The sequence below is a fragment of the Anatilimnocola floriformis genome, from assembly GCF_024256385.1.
In the GTDB taxonomy this organism is placed as follows: domain Bacteria; phylum Planctomycetota; class Planctomycetia; order Pirellulales; family Pirellulaceae; genus Anatilimnocola; species Anatilimnocola floriformis.
The window spans coordinates 4,398,489-4,418,073 of the sequence record NZ_JAMLFW010000001.1; the positions used below are offsets into that span (position 1 = coordinate 4,398,489).

At 57.5% G+C, this 19,585-nt stretch carries 15 protein-coding genes and 1 tRNA gene; 5 read left to right on the forward strand and 11 right to left on the reverse strand.

The window, feature by feature from the left end; genetic code table 11:
* The first annotated feature begins 402 nt into the window (after positions 1–402).
* Both metH and M9Q49_RS17095 read left to right on the forward strand, forming a co-directional pair.
* Positions 403–4,104: a methionine synthase gene (gene metH / locus M9Q49_RS17090; RefSeq protein ID WP_254510019.1), complete on the forward strand. Its 3,702-nt coding sequence runs from the start codon at positions 403–405 to the stop codon at positions 4,102–4,104.
* Between the two features lie 63 nt (positions 4,105–4,167).
* The gene (locus M9Q49_RS17095) at positions 4,168–5,220 is read left to right on the forward strand and encodes a TerC family protein (protein ID WP_254510020.1); all 1,053 of its coding nucleotides are present in this window, start codon (positions 4,168–4,170) and stop codon (positions 5,218–5,220) included.
* Positions 5,221–5,232: 12 nt separating this feature from the next.
* Here the strand turns inward: M9Q49_RS17095 and M9Q49_RS17100 are convergent, their stop codons facing one another.
* Positions 5,233–10,317 carry a beta strand repeat-containing protein gene (locus tag M9Q49_RS17100; protein ID WP_254510021.1) on the reverse strand — a complete coding sequence of 1,695 codons (5,085 nt, stop codon included), beginning with the start codon at positions 10,315–10,317 and terminating at the stop codon, positions 5,233–5,235.
* A 293-nt stretch (positions 10,318–10,610) separates the two neighbouring features.
* Here M9Q49_RS17100 and M9Q49_RS17105 point away from each other — a divergent pair, with 293 nt between their 5' ends.
* Both M9Q49_RS17105 and M9Q49_RS17110 read left to right on the forward strand, forming a co-directional pair.
* Positions 10,611–11,786, forward strand: a complete 1,176-nt coding sequence (locus tag M9Q49_RS17105; protein WP_254510022.1) for an FG-GAP repeat domain-containing protein — start codon at positions 10,611–10,613, stop codon at positions 11,784–11,786.
* A 98-nt stretch (positions 11,787–11,884) separates the two neighbouring features.
* A complete protein-coding gene (locus M9Q49_RS17110; RefSeq protein ID WP_254510023.1) occupies positions 11,885–12,535 on the forward strand; it encodes a hypothetical protein in 651 nt (216 codons plus the stop codon).
* A 119-nt stretch (positions 12,536–12,654) separates the two neighbouring features.
* Here M9Q49_RS17110 and tig read toward each other — a convergent pair whose 3' ends face one another.
* From tig to M9Q49_RS17160, 10 genes are all read right to left on the reverse strand, one after another.
* Positions 12,655–14,157, reverse strand: a complete 1,503-nt coding sequence (tig, locus tag M9Q49_RS17115) for a trigger factor (protein ID WP_254510024.1) — start codon at positions 14,155–14,157, stop codon at positions 12,655–12,657.
* A gap of 255 nt (positions 14,158–14,412) precedes the next feature.
* Positions 14,413–14,485 (reverse strand) — tRNA-Gly (locus tag M9Q49_RS17120).
* A gap of 195 nt (positions 14,486–14,680) precedes the next feature.
* A complete protein-coding gene (locus M9Q49_RS17125) occupies positions 14,681–14,977 on the reverse strand; it encodes a Sec-independent protein translocase subunit TatA/TatB (protein ID WP_254510025.1) in 297 nt (98 codons plus the stop codon).
* A 69-nt stretch (positions 14,978–15,046) separates the two neighbouring features.
* A complete protein-coding gene (locus tag M9Q49_RS17130) occupies positions 15,047–15,250 on the reverse strand; it encodes a twin-arginine translocase TatA/TatE family subunit (protein WP_254510026.1) in 204 nt (67 codons plus the stop codon).
* Positions 15,251–15,390: 140 nt separating this feature from the next.
* On the reverse strand, positions 15,391–15,543 hold the full coding sequence (locus M9Q49_RS17135) for a twin-arginine translocase TatA/TatE family subunit (RefSeq protein ID WP_254510027.1): 153 nt from the start codon (positions 15,541–15,543) through the stop codon (positions 15,391–15,393).
* Positions 15,544–15,824: 281 nt separating this feature from the next.
* The gene (locus M9Q49_RS17140; protein ID WP_254510028.1) at positions 15,825–16,982 is read right to left on the reverse strand and encodes a hypothetical protein; all 1,158 of its coding nucleotides are present in this window, start codon (positions 16,980–16,982) and stop codon (positions 15,825–15,827) included.
* Between the two features lie 10 nt (positions 16,983–16,992).
* A complete protein-coding gene (locus M9Q49_RS17145) occupies positions 16,993–17,472 on the reverse strand; it encodes an anti-sigma factor family protein (RefSeq protein ID WP_254510029.1) in 480 nt (159 codons plus the stop codon).
* Positions 17,465–18,055, reverse strand: coding sequence for an RNA polymerase sigma factor (locus M9Q49_RS17150; RefSeq protein WP_254510030.1), 591 nt, complete (start codon positions 18,053–18,055; stop codon positions 17,465–17,467). The genes M9Q49_RS17145 and M9Q49_RS17150 overlap by 8 nt, the downstream gene beginning before the upstream one ends.
* A 62-nt stretch (positions 18,056–18,117) precedes the next feature.
* The gene (locus tag M9Q49_RS17155; protein ID WP_254510031.1) at positions 18,118–18,453 is read right to left on the reverse strand and encodes an ArsR/SmtB family transcription factor; all 336 of its coding nucleotides are present in this window, start codon (positions 18,451–18,453) and stop codon (positions 18,118–18,120) included.
* Positions 18,450–18,971: an SRPBCC family protein gene (locus M9Q49_RS17160; protein WP_254510032.1), complete on the reverse strand. Its 522-nt coding sequence runs from the start codon at positions 18,969–18,971 to the stop codon at positions 18,450–18,452. Before M9Q49_RS17160 ends, M9Q49_RS17155 begins: the two co-directional genes overlap by 4 nt.
* A gap of 308 nt (positions 18,972–19,279) precedes the next feature.
* Between M9Q49_RS17160 and M9Q49_RS17165 the strand changes: the two genes are divergently transcribed.
* The gene (locus M9Q49_RS17165; RefSeq protein WP_254507520.1) at positions 19,280–19,585 is read left to right on the forward strand and encodes a hypothetical protein; all 306 of its coding nucleotides are present in this window, start codon (positions 19,280–19,282) and stop codon (positions 19,583–19,585) included.

Here is a 19,585-nt window from a genome sequence, read left to right on the forward strand (position 1 = left end):
TGGCTCAGATCTGCCGTTTCGATCGCACCTGCAAATCGCAGGAGTTCGGAGCCGGGGGTAGCCATTGGCTGCTCTCGCAGTCGTCTGGCGAAGGCCAAAACCTCCCGCTGCTGAACAAGAGGGAGCTCGTTCAGACAAGCCACCAATTGTCGTTCGATTGCCGCATCCACCATCTGAATTTCTCCGGAGCTATCACCGCAATCAATTCTAACACGGCGAAACTGACAGGCGAATGGATCGCAACCCGCTGTTGCCAATTGCTGCAACCAAGTAACATTAAGGGTTCGTTCCGGCTTGTCAGTCCGCGGTTTTTGGGAGCCTGAGTAAGATCCTCCGCTGAGCGTGGCCGGAGCCGCTGTGCCGCCTAAAAACTGCGCAGCCCGCCGCCGAGATTACTGCGCAATGTCTCTCCGCCGCACTCCCGTTTACGATCAACTTGAAAACCTCCTCGCCGACCGCGTCCTGATTCTCGACGGCGCGATGGGCTCGATGATTCAGCGCTATAAGCTGACCGAGGAGCAGGTCCGCGGCGACCGCTTTGCCGAGCATGACAAAGCCAAGCATCTCAAAAATTTCTCCGATTTGCTGTGCCTGACGCATCCGGACAAAATCACGTCGATCCACAAGCAATACCTGGAAGCCGGCGCCGACATCATCGAGACCAACACCTTCGGCGCGAGCCTGGTGGGGATGGAAGATTTTGCTCTGCCGAACGAACTCGTGCGCGAGATCAACCTGGCCGCAGCGAAATGCGCGCGGGCTGCGGCGGAGGCCTACAGCACTAAGGATAAACCGCGTTTTGTTGCTGGTTCGATCGGTCCAACCGCCAAGCAGATGGCGATCTCGACCAAGGTCGACGATCCCGCCTACCGCAACGCCGAGTTCGACCAGATGGTCGATTCCTACTACGACCAGGTCGAAGCCCTGGTCGATGGCGGCGTCGATTTGCTTCTGCCCGAAACGGTCATCGACACACTCAATCTCAAGGCGTGCTTGTTTGCGATCGAAAAGGTCTTCGCGAAAAAAGGCTTTCGGATTCCCGTCATTGCCTCAGGCACGTTCAGCGATGCGGGTGTGACGTTTGTCTCAGCCCAAAATGTCGAAGCCTTTTGGAACAGCGTCTCGCACGTGCCGTTGCTCGCGGTCGGCATGAACTGTGCGCTCGGCCCGCAAACGATGCGGCCGCACATCGAAGAAATGTCGAAGGTCGCCGGCACGCACATCAGCTGCTATCCCAACGCTGGTTTGCCGAACGAAATGGGGCAGTACGACCTCGATCCGCCGCAGATGGCAAATCTAGTAGGCGAGTTCGTCGAGAACGGCTGGATCAATATCCTCGGCGGTTGCTGCGGCACGACGCCGCCGCACATCGGTGCGATGGCCGAACGGGTCCGCCGGATGAAGCCGCATCAGGTGAAGCAGCCCGAGCGCTGGTTGCGCTTGGCGGGCACGCAGGCATTCACGCAGCGGCCCGATAGCAACTTCACGATGATCGGCGAACGGACGAACGTCACCGGCTCGAAGGCCTTTGCACGTTTGATTCGCGACGGCAAGTTCGAAGAAGCCGTCGACGTTGCACGGCAGCAAGTCCTCGGCGGCGCGACGGTTATCGATATCAACATGGACGACGCGCTGCTCGACGGCGAAGCGGCCATGACGAAGTTCCTGCGCTTGATCGCCGGCGATGGCGATGTTTCCAAAGTGCCGGTGATGATCGACAGCAGCAAGTGGTCGGTCATCGAAGCGGGCCTGCGAGCGACCCAAGGCAAGAGCATCGTCAATTCGATCAGCCTCAAGGACGGCGAGGAAGAATTCCTCCGCCGTGGGCAACTCGTCCGCAACTACGGCGCGGCCTGCGTCGTCATGGCCTTCGATGAGCAAGGTCAGGCAGTGGAGATCGACGAGAAAGTTCGCATCTGCAAGCGAGCGTATGACCTGCTGACCAGCAAACTCGATTTTCCGCCGGAAGACATCATCTTCGATCCCAACATCCTCACCGTTGCGACGGGGATGGAGGAGCACAACAACTACGCGGTCAACTTTATCGAAGCTACGCGGATCATCAAGCAAGTTTGCCCCGGCGCGAAAGTCAGCGGCGGCGTAAGCAACGTCAGCTTCTCTTTCCGTGGCAACGACATTGTCCGCGAAGCGATCCACAGCGCGTTTTTGTATCATGCGATCCGCGCCGGTCTCGACATGGGCATCGTCAACGCGGGGCAACTCGCGGTGTACGAAGAGGTTCCAAAAGAACTCCTCACGCGCGTCGAAGACGTCATTCTCAATCGTCGCCCCGATGCTACCGAACGGCTGATTCAACTGGCTGAAACGGTGAAGGGCAAAGGCAAAGCCGCCGCCACCGAAGACCTCAGCTGGCGTGAAGGGACCGTGCAAGAACGGTTGAAGCACGCGTTGATCAAAGGGCACGATAAGTTCATCGAGCAGGATACCGAAGAAGCCCGGCAGCACTACGATCGCTGCTTGCGAATCATCGAAGGGCCGCTGATGGACGGCATGAGTGTCGTCGGCGACCTTTTCGGCGCGGGAAAGATGTTCCTGCCGCAGGTCGTCAAAAGCGCTCGCGTCATGAAGAAAGCGGTTGGCTATCTCCTCCCCTTCATGGAAGAAGAGAAAAAATCGGCCGGCCTCGAGCAGCAGAGCTTCCGCGGCAAAATGTTGATAGCCACAGTGAAGGGCGACGTGCACGACATCGGCAAGAACATAGTCGCCGTTGTGCTCGGCTGCAATAACTACCAGGTGATCGACCTGGGAGTGATGGTCCCCGCCGAGAAGATTCTCGATACGGCAATCAAGGAAAGCTGCGACATCATCGGCCTGTCGGGCCTGATCACTCCTAGCCTTGATGAAATGACCTACGTTGCTCGCGAAATGCAACGCCGCGGCATGACCCTGCCGCTGTTAATCGGCGGCGCGACGACCAGCGCCAAACACACTGCCGTGAAGATTGCAACGCAGTACGGCCAGCCCGTTGTGCATGTGCTCGATGCCTCGCGCTCGGTCGGCGTGGTCGAGCGTTTGCTCAATCCCGATTCGCGGCCCGCCATCGAAGCCGAAAATAAAGAGCTGCAACGGCAACTGGTGCAGTCGTATTCCAATCGTCAGCAAAAACTGGTGACCCTGGCTGAAGCCCGCGAAAAGAAATTCGCCACTGATTGGCAAACCGTGCGCATCGACAAACCGGCGTTCACGGGAGCGAGGGTGCTGCGCGATATTCCGCTTGAAAAGATCGTGCCCTATATCGATTGGTCGCCGTTCTTTCAGACCTGGGAACTGAAGGGGAAGTATCCGCGGATCTTCCAGGATCTGAACGTCGGCAAGGAAGCGAAGAAGCTCTTCGACGATGCCCAGCAGTTGCTGCAGCAGATCATTGCCAACAAGCAGTTGACCGCGAACGCGGTGTACGGCTTTTGGCCAGCGGCAAGCGACGGCGACGACATCATCCTGTATACGGACGAATCGCGGCAAAGCGAACTCATGCGGTTTCACACGCTCCGCCAACAATGGCAACGCCAAGGGCAGGAATGTTACCGCGCGCTGGCCGATTACATCGCACCGGTTGGCCGCGGTCGCGAGGACTATCTCGGTGCCTTTGCCGTCACGGCGGGCCTCGGCTGCGACGAACTGTCGGCTGAGTTTTTGAAGAAGTATGACGATTACAGCTCGATCAACGTCAAAGCCCTTGCCGATCGCTTGGCCGAGGCCCTGGCAGAGATGATGCACGAACAAGCCCGGCAGGACTGGGGCTACGAGCAAGTCGGCTCGTTGAAAAATGACGAGCTCATTGAAGAAAACTATCGCGGCATTCGTCCTGCGGCCGGCTACCCTTCGCAGCCCGATCACACCGAGAAGCGGGCACTCTTTGATCTGCTAAACGCCGAGCAGAATGCGGGCGTCAAACTGACGGAGTCGTTTGCCATGTGGCCGGCTGCCAGCGTGAGCGGACTTTACTTCGGCCACCCCGAATCCCGCTATTTTGCGCTCGACCGCATCACGCGCGAACAAGTCGAAGATTATGCCCGCCGCAAGCGAATGACCTTACTTGAAGTCGAACGTTGGCTCGCGCCTAACCTAGGGTATGACCCTTAGGTTATTATGGTCCCTTCGCCGGCAGCCTTCCTCGCCGCGATTCCTTCCTTTGCATGATGTTTCATGAATTTCCTTCCGCTGCTGGATTGCCTTCCTTTGGGCCTGATCGACATTCTGGGTCAAAAGCTCGAAGCTTCTGACCTGGCCGTGGTGGGCCTGCTCATCTTGCTGGAAGGCGTGCTGTCGATCGACAACGCGCTCGTGCTCGGCCTGCTGGCCAAACGCTTGCCGGCCCATCAACGGTCGCGGGCCCTGAGCTACGGCTTGATCGGCGCATTCGTGTTTCGCGTGATCGCCATCTGCACTGCGAGCTTGCTGTTGCAGTTGCCATTTGTGAAGTTCATCGGCGGAGCTTATCTCGTTTACATCGCGGTCAAGCATCTGTTTTTCGAAGGGAAGCAGGAAGGCGAAGACGAAGTCAAACTCGACGAGCATGGCCACCCGATCGTGACGGAAGAAGATACTTCGACGGGCAAGACGTTCGTCGGCGCAGCATTCTGGCCGACTGTTCTAGTCATCGAACTGACCGATATCGCGTTTGCGGTCGACTCCATCCTGGCGGCCATGGCGCTCGCGGGTGGTCATGTCGAAAAGCTGTGGGTCGTTATCACGGGCGGCATCATCGGCGTGGTGTTGATGCGCTTCGCGGCGGCGATCTTCATCAAGCTGCTGGAGAAATTCCCGCGGTTCGAAACGTCGGCGTATCTACTGGTCGTCGTCATCGGCATCAAACTGCTCGCCGACTGGACTGCTAACAGCGACTGGAGCTTTGACAAGCATTTCGCCGACAAGTGGATCGGTGGCGCGAAGCCGACCTTTGTCGCCATTGAAAAATCTCGACGCGAAACAACGCACAACTACGAGCATTGGTTGGAGCAGAGCTATCCGCTGCACATCGTGCCGGAAGAGAAGCGGATCGAGCTCGAAATCGATGCGGCCAAAGCCAAGGACGAGAAGAAAGTGCCCGACCTGGAGAAGAAACTAGCGGACTTTCGCGAGAAGCACATCCCGCACTTGCTCGATTTCCACGATCTCCGTCGGCCAGAATGCTCGTCATTCTGGCTCATCATGGTCTTGTGCTTCTGCTTCGGGTTTTTGCCCGGTAAGAAGCACTAGCAACTGGTCAGGCTATTCCTGCTGTTGCTGCTGAGTGCTCCGCAGATCCCGTTCACGCTGTGCGGCCAGCTCAGCAAAGTACAGGTCGGTTGCGTAAGTCTGCGGATTGACGACAGGCCCCATGCTGCTTTGCTCGGCTGGGGTCTCACTGCTACGCAGCGCAGACACCGTTTCGAGCGTCACGGATTCAGGCGCCGTGAGGGGAGGGACGGGATTCTCGTTCAGGTAGTTAATGATCGGAATCGCATCGAACGCCGTGATCTGGTTGTCGCTGTTCACGTCGAGATAGGGCGGTGGGCTGCCGGTACTCGGAACAGGTTGAGCGCCAAACTGATTCAGGAAGTTGATGACCGGAATCACGTCAAAGGCACTGATCTTGCCATCGTTGTTCACATCGAGCGGATCAACTGGGTTCTGCCACAGGCTGTCGTTATCGTTGACCTGCATTGACAGGGTCGCGGTGGTCAACCCACTCGCCGTGGCCGTGATCGTGACCGGCCGCGAACCGTCGACAATCGAATCGTCGACTGCCGTGATGGTGAATGTCACCGAGACTTGATTGGCGGGGATCGTCACCGTGGCAGGAACCGTCGCTTCCGTAGTGTCGCTGCTCGTCAGGGTGACCACGAGCGGCGACGAGATGTTGGCGGTGTTGCGCGAGACGGTGCCGGTCGAAGTTCCGTTGAATTCTGAAATCGATGTCGACGAAGCCGATAGCGACAACGTTTGAGCGCTATCGTTATCAGTAACTTGCAAGCCGACGTTGGCGCTGCTGAAACCGGTTGCCGTGGCCGAGAGCGTCACGCTCTGCGTGCCGTCGACAATCAGGTCGTCAACGCCGGTGACCGTGAAGGTTACCGACACCTGATTGGCTGGGATCGTCACGGTAACGGGAACGGTGGCTTCGCTGGTGTCGCTGCTCGATAGATTCACCACGAGCGGCTGCGAAATGTTGCCGGCCGAGCGAGTCACAGTTCCCGTCGTCGTGCCGTTCAATTCCGAAATCGTGGATGTGGCCAGCGAGAGGGCCAGTGTGGAGGCGACGTCGTTATCGGTGACTTGCAAACCGACGTTCGCTCCCGTGAAACCGCTTGCGCTCGCAAAAATCGTCACGCTCTGCGTGCCATCGACAATCGCGTCATCCACGGCCGAGATCGTGAATGTAGCCGACGTTTGATTGGCGGGGATCGTGACCGTAGCTGGAACGGTCGCTTCCGTCGTATCGCTGCTCGACAGAGTCACCACCAGCGGCTGCGTGATGTTGCCGCTCGTCCGAGTGACAGTTCCTGTGGTCGAGCCGTTGGTTTCCGAGATCGTGGAAACCGACGTGGTAAGGGAGAGTATCGACCCGTCGTTATCGGTGACTTGCAGCACCGTGGTAGCGTTACTGAATCCGCTGGCGCTGGCCGAGATGGTCACGCTTTGCGTGCCATCGATGATCGCGTCATCGACGGCATTGATGGTGAAGCTCACCGATGTTTGATTGGCGGGGATCGTGACGGTGTTCGGCACCGTCGCTTCCGTCGTGTCGCTGCTCGAGAGGCTAACTACGAGCGCCGAAGAAATATTCGCCGCGGACCGCGTGATGGTGCCTGTCGTCGAGCCGCCCGATTCCGAGATGAAACTGGCGACCGTCGAAAGGGACAGCGTGGACGCGACGTCGTTGTCAGCGACCTGAATCACCTGAGTCGCCGTGGTCAGGCCGGTTGCCGTGGCCGTGATGGTGACGTTTTGCGTACCATCAACGATCAAGTCATCCACTGCAGTCACGGTGAAGGTGGCAGACAGTTGATTCGCCGGAATCGTTACCGTCGTCGGGACGGTGGCTTCTGAGGTATCGCTGCTCGACAAGCTAACGACCAGAGCGCTCGCGATGCTCGCATTGCTGCGAGTGACAGTGAAGGTGGAGGTGGTGTTCGGTTCGCTGATGGTGGTGAGCGTCGCCGAAAGTGAAAGCGCAGGGGTCCCAGCAGTTGGGCTGCTCACAATCAGCTGATAATTGCCCGTTGCATTCGCGCCCCCCGAAACATCTCCGGTGCCCGTCGTCGGGCTGTAGGCAAAGTTATTGGCGTTCGAGACGCCGATGTAGTAGTTGCCGGGAGTGACGAACGTGTACTGCAGGTAAGCGTCGTACCCGACCGCGCCTTCACCGGGCGCGGCGGCATCGTTGTTAAAGGCGAGCTGCGTGCCGGTCGAGTCGAACAGCCGCAGATACGAACCCAGCCCGCCCGGTCCGTTGAGAGGAGTGTCGATATCGAACTCCACGGTTTGATTCGCGGTAACCGTGACCTGATACATGTTCACGTCAGTATCGGGCGCAATGCTCAAACTGTTTACGATTGGCGTACTGTTGGGCGTGCCCAGAACAATGGCTTCGCTGATCTGATCGTTCGTATCCGTCGGAGACGTAGTAACCAGCGTGATCGTCAGGGTATAAGCGCCGATGGAATTCTGACCGCCAGCCGTGTCGTTGCCGCCGGTGGTCGTGTTGTAGTTTCTGTTCGTATTGTTCGAGACGCCCAGATAATAGGTGCCGCCCGTAGAAAAGGCGTATCGCAGGTACGAGTCAAATCCCACCGTCGATTCGCCTGGAGCCGCACCGTCGTCATTCGAAGCGAGCTCAGTCCCGGATGCGTTGAACAACCGCAGGTATGAACCCAAACCGCCAACGCCGTTGAGCGCAGTATCGATATCGAAGTCGACCGAATCGCCATTGGTGACGGTGAAACGAATCAGGTCGACATCAATGTCAGGATCAATCGATTGGTTGCTGCGTACGATTGGCGTGCTCGTGATGCTCCCCAGGTTTGGCGCTTCCGCAAACGTGTCGTCGGTGTCGTCCGGCAAACCCGTGACGGTCAATGTGTAAGCGCCGGTGCTGTTGGCTCCGCCCGAGACGTCGCCATCGCCAGTGAGTGCGTTGTAAGCGCTGTTGGTATTGTTCGACACACCCAGGTAATACGTCCCCGCCGTGGCAAATGTGTAACGCAGGTACGCATCGAAACCAAGCGTGTTTTCGCCGGGCGCCGTGCCATCGTTGTTCGCCGCCAGCTGCACGCCGCTGCTGTTGAACAGGCGGATGTAAGAACCAAGGCCACCAGTGCCGTTGAGCGCGGTATCGATATCGAAATCGATCGACTGCCCCGCGGTGGCGGTGAAGCGATACATATCGACATCGACGTCGGGAGTGATCGCGCTATTCGCTGGCGATACCTTGGGCGTCGTGCCGATGGCTCCCAGATCGATGGCTTCCGAAATCGCATCGTCGCCGTCGATTGGCACAGCCGGCGCGGTATTAATCGTCAGCGTGTACGAGCCGGTCGAATTCGAGCTGCCCGAAGTGTCGTTAAAGCCCGTCGTCGCGTTGTACAGCGGATTGGTCGCAGCCGACACGCCGACGTAATACGAACCTGCCGAGGCGAACGTGTATCTCACGTAACCATCAAAAACAGCGACATTCTCGCCCGGAGCGATGCCATTGTTGTTCCAAGCGAGTTCATTCCCGTTGGAATCGAAGACACGGATGAACGAGTCCAGCCCAGGCGCGCCGTTGGATGTGGTATCGATATCGAAATCGACAACCTGGCCGGCCGACGCGGTGAACTGGTACATGTCGACATCAATGTCGATGTCGATGTCTTTGTTAATGACCTTGGGAGTTGCATTGATTGCACCCAAGGGGGTGGCTTCTGAAATCTGATCGTCGGTATCGATGGCGATGCCTTGGATCGTGAGCGTATATTGGCCCACGGCATTCAAGTTATTTGCGACATCGCCTGTGCCGGTCGTCGCGTTGTACAGCGTGTTGTTGCTGTTCGACACGCCCAGGTAGTAAGTGCCTGCCGTGGCAAATGTGTAGCGCAAATAGGAGTCGAAGCCGATCGTTTCGCCCGGGGCTGCGGCGTCGTTGTTGAAAGCGAGTTCGGTTCCCGAAGCATTGAACAACCGGATAAACGAACCCAGGCCGCCCGAGCCGTTCTGGGTAGTATCGATATCAAAATCGACAATCTGCCCAGCCGTCACCGTGAAGCGATACATGTCGACATCGACGGCTGGTGTGATGGTCGTCATGCGCGAGGCGCCTGCCGTTGTCACCGCCCCCATGCCGAAGGCTTCGCCGATCTCGTCGTCGGTGTCGTTGGGGTTTGTCGGCGTAGTCTGCACATACAGCTTGTAGGAGCCAATCGCGTTGGCGCCGCCGGAAGTGTCATTCAAGCCGGTGTTGATGTTGTAAGCCGTGTTGGTGCTGTTCGACACGCCGACGTAATAGGTCCCTGCAGTCGTAAACGTGAAGCGGATGAACGAGTCGTAACCGATGACGTTCTCATCCACGCCCACGCCGTCGTTGTTCGCGGCGATCTGGTTGCCGTTGGAATCGAAGATTCGCAGATAACTGCCCAGGCCGCCGGGACCATTCAGCGTGGTATCGATGTCGAAATCGATCGACTGCCCCGCAGTCGCCGTAAATGAATACAGATCGACGTCGATGTCGACGTCAATATCTTTCGTGGCAATGTCTGGCGTAGAGCCAATCGTGCTGAAGTTCGTGGCTTCCGGAATCGTGTCGTCGGTGTCGATGGGAAGCGCGGTCGCGGTCAGCGAGTAGCTGCCCGTGGTGTTGGCGCCGCCAGCCGAAGTCCCGGTGCCAGTAATGGGATTGAAGAGGGTGTTCGAGTTGTTCGAAACACTGACGTAATAATTCCCAGCAGTTGTGAACGTATACCGCAGGTAAGCGTCGTATCCTAAAAATGTCTCACCCGGCGCAGTTCCGTCGTTGTTGAAGGCCAATTCGGTGCCAGAGCTGTTGAACAGTCGGAGGAACGAGCCCAGCCCACCTGGTCCGTTGGCCGCGGTATCGACATCAAAATCGACCGTCTGACCAGCGGTGACCTGGATCTGGAACATGTCGACATCAGTGTCGGGACTGATGTTGTCGGTCTTGGTCACTCCGGCGATCGAAGCGACCCCGAGCGAAAGGGCCGAGCCAATGGTGGGACCGGCATCGAACGGCAGCCGTTCGGCCAGCGATTCGAAGCGGAGTGGGCGGAGAAAACGCTGGCGCTGAGTTGCAGTATTAGAATCGCGCCGCTGTTTCATTTTAGACTGCATACGACCCCCGAAAAGAAGCGGCCAGCACCCAAGCCCCAGGGTACTAGTCTGCGCGTTTTGCCAGCTGCATGCAAATTTCGCACCTGACAAGCGTTGCATCTGTCACAATCGATGTATCAGGATGCGGCTAATTGGAACAGCCAGCTTATTCCTAACCTCTGCAACCAGCCCGCTAGCAAACTCACTCTCACTAAGAGCGATTTCCTCAGCGACTGTCACACGCTATTCGGCACCATTATAATCCGCGACGAAACGTTTCGCACTCATACGAAAGGCCCAAAATGGTTCGGTCACGCTCTCTGGCTGCGGTTCTGGCGCTGCTCGCCGCCCCGCTCCTCGCACAAACGCCGCAGGTTCAATTCAAGCGGACCCAGCTCGATGCCAAGTTCCGGAGCGAAGGGGTCGCCGTCGCCGACTTCAATAAAGACGGGAAGATGGATATCGCGGCCGGCTTCGTGTGGTACGAAGCGCCTGATTGGAAAATGCACCAGCTGACCGAAAAGGCTCCAGAGTACGATCCCAAAGGCTACAGCAACGCATTCTGTTGCTTTGCTGAAGACGTGAACGGCGACGGCTGGAGCGACCTGCTCGTGGTCGACTTTCCCGGCACGCCCACCTGGTGGTTTGAGAATCCGAAAGAGACCGGCAAGCTCTGGCCGAAGCACACCGTCACGCCGGTGACCAACAACGAGAGCCCGCAGTACCTCGACATCGACGGCGATGGCAAAAAGGAACTGCTGATGGGTTTTGCTCCTTCGACGAAGGACTCCGATGGCCCCGATCGCCAGGTTGGCTTTGCCAAGCCGGCGAAAGATCCCAACGAACCGTGGGTGCTGACTGCCGTTTCGGAAAAAGGTGTGCAAGGCGCCAAGAAGTATGACCACGGCATTGGCTCGGGCGACATCAATGGCGACAAGCGGAACGACATTCTGGTGGCCAGCGGCTGGTGGGAAGCCCCCGCCGAGGCCAGCAGCACACCTTGGAAGTTTCATCAGGCCAACTTCGGTCAGGCCGCCCAGATGTACGCCTACGACTTTGATGGCGACGGCGACAACGATGTGCTCACGTCGAGCCCGCACGGTTTCGGCCTGTGGTGGCACGAACAGGTTGCCCCGAACCAATGGAAGCAGCACGAAATCAGCAAGGATTTCTCGCAGATTCACGGTGTGATGCTGGCCGACATGAACGGCGACAAACTGCCGGACATCGTTTGCGGCAAGCGTTGGTGGGCCCACGCTTCGGGTGATCCGGGCGTTGACCAACCCGCCGTCTTCTACTGGTTCGAGCTGAAGCGCGAAAACGGTCGCCCCGTTTGGACGCCGCACCAGTTCGATCACAACAGCGGCCCCGGCACCCAATTCGAAGTGGCCGACGTCAACGGCGACGGCTTGCTCGACGTCATCTCGTCGAACAAAAAGGGCGTGCACTACTTCCAGCAGACGCGGGAAAAAGAATAACGCCCGCGCATTCACTCCCTCTCCTCGGTACTCCGGGGAGAGGGTTGGGGTGAGGGGCCGACCCGTAATGCACGGTGCAAATCTTGTGGCGGTGGCTGATGAAGTTCCATGTTGTCAGCACGCTCAGTTTCTTCGGCCGCACAAAAGCCATTGATGCTATTCACGCATCTTTCTTTCACGGCACGGCTGACCGAGGCGGAAAGCGTCCCAACTCACAGAATTCGCAGTTAGCGAATGCAGTAGACCGGCCACTTCAGCTGCACAAGAATATCTTTGAAATCGCCGACGTTTTTTCACCAGAGTTTAAACTGGTGGTGTCTGCCAAAGTTCGCGACGTCTTTCACGATTTGCCGGAAGTCGCATTTGCTCCGGTGCACTTCAAGACTCTATATGAGATTCCATTTCGCGCTGGAGACTTCTCCTTTTACAAAACGATCGGTGACTTTTTTGCGATCGAGCGATTCATTGACCGCCAAGTAGATAAGCCTGCCTTGCATGAAAAGATCGGCGACTACTTCGAGTTAGTCGCGCCGCCCGTGCGAGATTTCGCAGCACGATATCCATTGATTACCGCGAGCGTCGACATCGGCGAGTTAGATGATCTGACGGAGATCCTGATTTGCCCACAATTGTTGAACGACGTGCCGATTTACAGCCAGGGCAAGCTGGTAATGTCTGACGCAGCGTATCGACGGTTATCGCCCTTCATCAATTGGACGTATTACCTGCACGGCGAAGGTGACGTGTGAGTACTTCACACCAGTGCTCCAGAAAAAACGCCTGAAGGCGTAGCTACAAAAAAAGGCCGGAACAAAAGTTCCGGCCTTCTTCGTTTGATTCGTCTCGCAGGGCGAGATGAGTAGTGAGACTACTCTTTGTCCTTCTTGATCTGCGGCGTACCGGGCGTCACGACATCGTTGCCGTATTTGGCATCGGCGATGATCGCCGTTTGGCCGGCGACGGCGAATTCAATTGGCGAGGCGTCGGTCTTGGCCGGCACGTGGGCCACTTCTTCGAACCGAGCCTTCGATTCGATGAGGTCGATCACCTTGCGTTCGATGATCTGATTTCGCAGCGTGTCCATCGAGCCTTGCTTGTCGAGACGAGCACGGACGCGGCGAACCGATTCGTCGTTCTGCTCGGCGATGAGAGCGATTTCGTCTTCGAAATCCTTTTCCTCAGCATCGATCTTTTGATCTTCGGCAATGCGCTCGAGGATGAAGTGTTCCTTCAAAGCCCGCGAGGTGTAAGCCAGGATGTTCTGTTGCAGTTCGTTCGCATGGCTGCGAATGGCATCGGGGCTGAAGCCGTGCGATTGCAATTCCATCACCGCGCGATCGAGTTCGCGACGGGCTTGGCGACGGAGCATGTCCGGCGGCAGATCCCAGTTGGCCGCAACCGTGAGGAGCGACGTGATTTGCTGACGAACGCGTTGGCGTTGTTGGTAGCTCAGCTGCTTTTCGAGCTGCTTCTTCACTTCGCTGCGGAGTTCGGCTTCGTCGACGAAACCACCGATGCGATCGAGGAAACCTTCGGTCAGTTCGGGATATTCGTACTTCTGCACGCCGAGGATCTTGATCGACAGATCAACTTCCTTGCCGCGGAGTTCGTCGTTATCGGCTTCGGCCGAGATCGGCAACTTGGCTTCGACCACATCGTTGACATTCTTGCCGACGACCAGGCCTTCGAAACCTTCCAGCTTGGCGTCTTTGAACGTCAAGGTCGGGCGAACGGCAACTTCCGATTCGGTGGTCTGCGCGATCTGCTTGCCGTCGTGGGTGAAGGTGAGTTCCACCTTCAGTAAGTCGCCGGCTTGGACAGCGTCGGTGCTGTCGACAACCTTGGCGTAGCGAGCAAGCAGCTTCTTCAGATAGTCGTCGACTTCGGCTTCGCTGTACGTGTGGACGGGCCGTTCGAGCTTCATTCCTTCCCAGGCGGGCAGGTCGAACTCAGGGCGAACTTCGATCTTGAATTCGTAGCGGAGCGGGCCTTCGTCCGGCAGGACGATGCTGTTGTAATCGAAGTCCGGTTCGCTGATCGCCGAAAACTTTTGGTCGTCGCTGATCTGGGTCATGCTTTCCATGACCAGCTTACCCTTCACTTGATCCGAAACCTGCTCCTTAAAGCGGCTTTCGACCAGCTTGCGTGGGGCGCGGCCAGCGCGGAATCCAGGGAGCTCGGCCTTCGGCACGAGTTCATCGAAGGCGTCTTTGTAGTAGCGATTGATGTCTTCGCGGCTGACGGCAACGGTCACGTGGCGCTGGCAAGCGCTGGGCTTGTCGACCTTCACGTCGAGCGCCATCTTGACCTTTTCTTCGGCTGCTTCAGCGCCTTCCGTGCCAGTCTGTTCTTCCAAATCTTGAGCAGTCATCGTAGTTCACCCAGCGGCAGGCCAGAGTTTGCCCGGAGTTTTGACTCAAGGGCAATGCGAACCAGCCGCGGTAAGGAGGAGGAAAAAACCTTCGGTAAGTTTACCCGATTCAGTTCTGCAATTCGCGGTCCATCAACGACAAACCCGAAGTACAGCGGGCGCGGCACTTCGGGCCTGAAAAACCTTCGTTGCGGATGATGCGGCAAAACGAGCCATCCCCGGAAGGGGACAGCAAGTTTTGGCCGCAGCCAAAAGAGCGGGTGATCGGACTCGAACCGACGACAGCCACCTTGGCAAGGTGGCGCTCTACCAACTGAGCTACACCCGCTTGTTAGTAAGCTGCTTATTTTGCAGATGGCCGAGCCTTTGTAAAGACCCGGTCGAAATTCGATTCGCCACGGTTGGCGAGAGCAGCTTACGGAACAGCGAAATTATACTTCCTAGTTTTCGGCTGGGAGCGCCGAGAACAACAACTTTTTCCATTTTTTCGAACGAATGTCTCTGAGCTGATTCCAGGCGACCTCTAAGCCGCGTCTTGATTGGCAGCGCTCGGCGGGGCCGGCGGCGGCTCAAACTTCGGCGCGCTGACGTCGTCGTAGTCGTCATAGTCGCTGTACGACTTCTTCGGCGGCGAGGGACGCGACGGGGCTTCGTTCATGACATCGTGCAGGTTGACTGTCGATTGCAGGTCCGACAGGCCGCGGCGAAATTCACGGTAAGTTTTGCCGAACTTACGGGCGACATCGGGCAAGTTCTTGCCAAACAGCAAGATGGCCACAATGCCGAGAATCAGCAGCTCGGAGGTTCCAAGTCCAAACATGGGCGGGCTTCCAGCAAGGCAGGAGTGAGGTGAGGTTACGAATTTGCAGGCCAAACCAGCTCGCGCCGACTACGACGCGTCTTTCGGCTTGCTTTCGGCCGGCGTTGGCTCATCGTCCGGAGTGTTCAAGCCATGCTTGAAGTCCTTGATTCCCTTACCCAGCGAGAACATCACCGTCGGCAGGCGATGGCCGAACAGAATGAGAATGACCACGCACAGAATAATCAGTTCGGTCTGACCAATGCCAAACACGGCAAGCAGCGAAGGAGCCATGAGTCACTCTCAACAAACAGGCAAGGTGGGGACGAGCAAGATGGGGACGAGGGAGCCTTTGAGTATAGTCGGCGAACTACAAAGCAGTAGGCCGGAACGAGGGCAAACTCGGCCCGGTTCCGGCCAATTGGCAACTCCGCCTAGGCTTCCGCATCGGTGTTGGAGTTGATCCCTTTTTTGAATTCCGCCAGGCCGACTCCCAAAGACTTCATCGTCTGGGGAATACGATTGCCAAACAGAACCAGCACGACGATGCCCACGACCAGCAATTCGGTAGTACCAATACCAAACATCAGAAAGCCCTCTCAAAACGGTGGGAAAGAAAGAACCAGACCAGCGGCGAGAGCATCGGTCGGCCCAGCAGGGCAACCTTAGAACCAGCCAGTCGGCGGCGCGATGCATTGGGTGCCCGCGCCATGAAGTACTTGAATTCTACGCGAGAGACGCGCCGCGTGTCAAATTTATCGTCTCCATGACAAAACCTTAAACAAAACGGCCGCCGAACCGGCGATCGGGCGCGATCTTTCCTGAAAATCGGCGGCTGGGCAAGAGGAAATTGATCGCCGACGTCGAACTAGGGCGTGGTCCACTCGATCGGTTGAACAACAAACTGGTCGTCGGCCACCTTCAGCGGGGCGACAAAGTCCAGATCAGCGTCGATTTCCTGAATGAGCCCAGGCCTGCTTTCAAGTACTTTGCGTAAGACATTGAGATCGCTCCTCAGCAGATTGCGGCGATCACTGAGGATAATCTTCTCTTTCACTTGGCTGACAAACTCCAGCAGCGTGATCCGCTGAGCCTGGTAGCCGGCCAGATTGATCTCGGCCTGAATCTTGGTGTCCTCCACGCTCGCTCGGCGATCGGCGCTCAAGGCCGGACGCGTGGCCGCCAACAGTGCTTCGCACGCCTTGATCCGGGCCATGGTTCCTGCCAGGTCCACATCAAGCGCGATCTGCTGTTGTCGCAGCGTGGGGAGCATCTCCGGCGTGAAATCTTTGAATTCGGTGAGCCGCTTGTCCACTTGTGTGAGTTCCTTCTCGTTCTCCACCAGTTGCTTCCGTGCAGTCGCAATTTCAGCGACCAACTCTTCGCGTTTTTGCAGCAAGCGGAGTTGCAAAGGACGACTAAAGCCGTAATCGAGCAACGTCATCAAGCCCTTTGCGCAGCGTTCACACTCTTCCTTGGACTTGCAAAGAATTCGAAACTCTTGCAGGAAAACTCCGTTCGAGAGACTAATTCTGCCGCTGAAACCAAATACCTTCGAGCTGGCTTCTGGGGATTTGAAAAAGGCGACCGTTTCTTTGTCGATCGAACCTTCCGGCGCCTGTGTCAGTAAATACTTTAACTGCGTTGCGTTTTTTTCATGAGAAGTCCTGCCGTATGTTATTTCTGGCAGCAACAAATAGCCGTCGCTGAAGTTTCCCATGGGCAATTTGGACCGATCGAGATAGCGACTCCATTCGTTCGACCTGGGGCGTCCCTCGATCTTGGGAATGTCCAGAATAATGGTCACCATGAACGTGCGCTCGCCGAAGATCGGTCGCGAGGCTTCTCTCAGGACTTCCTTGATCGGCTCGGCACGCAAATTCATTTTCAGAACTCGCGCGGGAGGATTCTCGATCTGCTCCTTCGTCCACTTGGCCTTAGGAATTAGTTCTTTGACGGACGGTTGTTGCGCGATGGCCACGCCAGCGAGCAACATCGCAACGAACAACGAGAATGCGTATTTCATGATCAACCTTTCAGTTTCCGTAAGTTCGTGAGAGGTACTGCCCCAGTTGTTCGCCCCGTTCTTGCATGCCGGGCTCTTGGACGAGGAGTTCGCTGGCCGCTCGCAGACGAGCGATTTGCGTTTCGCGTTGCAACCAGTCGTGGATGGCTGCGTCACTATCTAATTCGCTCATTGCCGGAGCGAGCACAACGGCCGGATCGCGCCGAGTCGTCAGCTGCCAAGCCAGCGTTAGCACCACAGCCGCGACAACCGCAGCGCGAGCCAGGACACTCACTCGACCCATCAACACCGAACGTCGAACCGCCTTCACCGGCTGCGGCAGGTGCCACTGCGATTGCACTTGGAGCAAGCTCGAACGAAGCGAGGCGCACTCTTGTTGGCAATGTGCGCAGGTCGCGACATGCTCGGCCGCTTCTTGGCGATCATCGCCGGTCAATTCGTCGTCGGCGTAGGCCACCAGCCAGTCGCCGCCGCAAGTTAGTTCACTCATGATTCGCACCTGGATTCCACTCCGCCAATTCCCGGGCCAATTGACGCCGTGCGCGAGCCAGATGACTTCGCACGGCGGCCTCGTTCAAGTTCAGCATCTCACCAATCTCGGCCGAATTGAAATCTGCGAAGTAGCGGAGCACGATCGTCTCTCGCTCGATTGGCCGCAGTCGTTCCAAGGCAGCTTCCACATTGTTTCCCAGTTCGCGCTGTTCGACGGCTGCCGTTGTCGGCGGCGCCGACGAGCCTTGCGCCCAATCCCATAGCCGTTCGAAAATCCGCCGTCCTCGTTGTTGCTGGCGATGCTCCAGGCGACAGCGGTTGGCCGTCACGCGCATCAACCACCGTCGCAAATCATTCGGAGCCAATCCAGCCGGTCGCTTCTCACGGGCCACGATGTAAACATCTTGCAGCACGTCATCGGCCCGCACGCCGCAGATGCCCAGAGCGCGCACCAGCTTGCCCAGTTCCGCTGAGCACTGCTGCCACGAATTGTCGAGAGCATCTCCCTCCACGAGCGCAGCATCCTCCAGCACAGGCCCGGCGGCCAATGGCCAATCCAGTTTGATACTGTCGCCGCTCATGGTTGTCTCTTCCAATGCGCAGCATAGGCCAGGTGTGGCAAGAATTCTTGGAGAAAACCGAGTTATTCGGTTTCCAAGAACTGCTGTAGGCGGACCAGCGCCTGATCCCACTGCTCGGAGATCTCATCCAAATAGCCACGGACTTCCGTGAGGCGTTTGGAATTCAACTCCCAGACCCGTTCGCGGCCAGCACGCTCGCTGTGGACAATGCCGGACTGTTCGAGCAACTGCAAATGCTTGGTGACCGCCTGCCGAGTGAGGGACGTGGTTTGTTGCAGCGCGAGCGTCGGCAGAGGGCCAGAACGGCCGAGCCGCGTGACGAAGGCCAAGCGAACGGGATCGCCGAGCGCCGCGAAGATCGGCGCTGCTCTTTTGCTTTGAGCGATGGTCAGGCTCATTGGAAATCGCCCGGCGTGGCGGTCTGGGCCAGGTATTTTTCGACCAGTCGCGATTGGTGACTCCAGCCGCCATCGTTCGCGCGAAAGGCGGCAGCGCGCCGCTCAATCGGAATCTGATCGAAACCCGATTCAGTGATGGTCAGCAGCGTGCCACCTTCGGCATCGGCTAACTCGAAAGCAACCAGCGTCATCGGTTCTTGCGAGTAATCGTGGTTGGGATCAATCGCAAAGGGATGCCAACGAAAGGCGAAGCGTGTTTGCGGTTCGATGCAATCGACAAAGATCACAAACGGCTTGCCGGTGTACGGCTCCTGCATCTTGGCCACTTCAGGATCGACCTGGGTTGGCGTGATTTGGCCGCGGAGTTGCTCGCCGGCGACAAAAGGGCCGTCAAACTTCACGCCGAACCATTTGCCGAAGTTGGTCGAGTCGCTGATGGCCTGCCAGACGCGGTCGCGTGAGGCTTTGAGGACGGTCTTCTTTTCGATCTTGTCGGTGTTGGATTCTTGAGAGCCCATGCTGTCCACTCCTGAGAAGCAATCAATTAGTTGCTCGTCAGGATAACGCGGTGGGTGGTGAGAAGCAACCGGCTTGTTGCTTCTGAATGTGATCGCTGATCCTTGCCGCAGGAGCGGAGATTTTTTCAGTTGACAACCCGCCACGGCATGGTAATGGTCGATTAAATGGACCTGCGAAAAACGGTTAAATTGCTTCGCCCGGGCTCGTCAAGTTTGGTAGGGTGTCGTGACATGAACCCCCAATTCCTCACCGGCCAAACGTTCCTAGTCCACGAGCTGCCGCAGCTGCCAGAGAGCGGGAGTAGACGATGCGAACCTCTCCGCACGAATTAGCCATCGCAATTATTGCTGGGGAATTCGACGATCCAAGCACATGGCCAACTCCTGAGTGGGGGCCTATCAATGCCGAAGACGAGCGTGCTTTTCTTGTGAAGCTCACCGGCGAGGATTTCGGGACGGACGCAGCGCGCTGGCGCGAGTGGTTCGCCAAGTGCGACGCAGAATTGCTTAGTTTGCTGTATGACCCAGATGGTACGATGGCAAGGCGCGCGGCAAGGGAGCTGAGCTGGGACGAATTTCTTCTGCGATTGAAAGCGCGCGGGGAGTCGCTTTGA

What these genes read in the sequence shown, in the direction of transcription:
- M9Q49_RS17095 (WP_254510020.1), top strand. Translation starts at nt 4,168, where the DNA reads ATGAATTTCCTTCCGCTGCTGGATTGCCTTCCTTTGGGCCTGATCGAC.
- M9Q49_RS17150 (WP_254510030.1), bottom strand. Translation starts at nt 18,055, where the DNA reads ATGAGCGGCGACAGTATCAAACTGGATTGGCCATTGGCCGCCGGGCCT.
- M9Q49_RS17145 (WP_254510029.1), bottom strand. Translation starts at nt 17,472, where the DNA reads ATGAGTGAACTAACTTGCGGCGGCGACTGGCTGGTGGCCTACGCCGAC.
- M9Q49_RS17100 (WP_254510021.1), bottom strand. Translation starts at nt 10,317, where the DNA reads ATGAAACAGCGGCGCGATTCTAATACTGCAACTCAGCGCCAGCGTTTT.
- metH (WP_254510019.1), top strand. Translation starts at nt 403, where the DNA reads ATGTCTCTCCGCCGCACTCCCGTTTACGATCAACTTGAAAACCTCCTC.
- M9Q49_RS17110 (WP_254510023.1), top strand. Translation starts at nt 11,885, where the DNA reads ATGAAGTTCCATGTTGTCAGCACGCTCAGTTTCTTCGGCCGCACAAAA.
- tig (WP_254510024.1), bottom strand. Translation starts at nt 14,157, where the DNA reads ATGACTGCTCAAGATTTGGAAGAACAGACTGGCACGGAAGGCGCTGAA.
- M9Q49_RS17130 (WP_254510026.1), bottom strand. Translation starts at nt 15,250, where the DNA reads ATGGCTCCTTCGCTGCTTGCCGTGTTTGGCATTGGTCAGACCGAACTG.
- M9Q49_RS17105 (WP_254510022.1), top strand. Translation starts at nt 10,611, where the DNA reads ATGGTTCGGTCACGCTCTCTGGCTGCGGTTCTGGCGCTGCTCGCCGCC.
- M9Q49_RS17155 (WP_254510031.1), bottom strand. Translation starts at nt 18,453, where the DNA reads ATGAGCCTGACCATCGCTCAAAGCAAAAGAGCAGCGCCGATCTTCGCG.
- M9Q49_RS17140 (WP_254510028.1), bottom strand. Translation starts at nt 16,982, where the DNA reads ATGAAATACGCATTCTCGTTGTTCGTTGCGATGTTGCTCGCTGGCGTG.
- M9Q49_RS17160 (WP_254510032.1), bottom strand. Translation starts at nt 18,971, where the DNA reads ATGGGCTCTCAAGAATCCAACACCGACAAGATCGAAAAGAAGACCGTC.
- M9Q49_RS17135 (WP_254510027.1), bottom strand. Translation starts at nt 15,543, where the DNA reads ATGTTTGGTATTGGTACTACCGAATTGCTGGTCGTGGGCATCGTCGTG.
- M9Q49_RS17125 (WP_254510025.1), bottom strand. Translation starts at nt 14,977, where the DNA reads ATGTTTGGACTTGGAACCTCCGAGCTGCTGATTCTCGGCATTGTGGCC.
- M9Q49_RS17165 (WP_254507520.1), top strand. Translation starts at nt 19,280, where the DNA reads ATGCGAACCTCTCCGCACGAATTAGCCATCGCAATTATTGCTGGGGAA.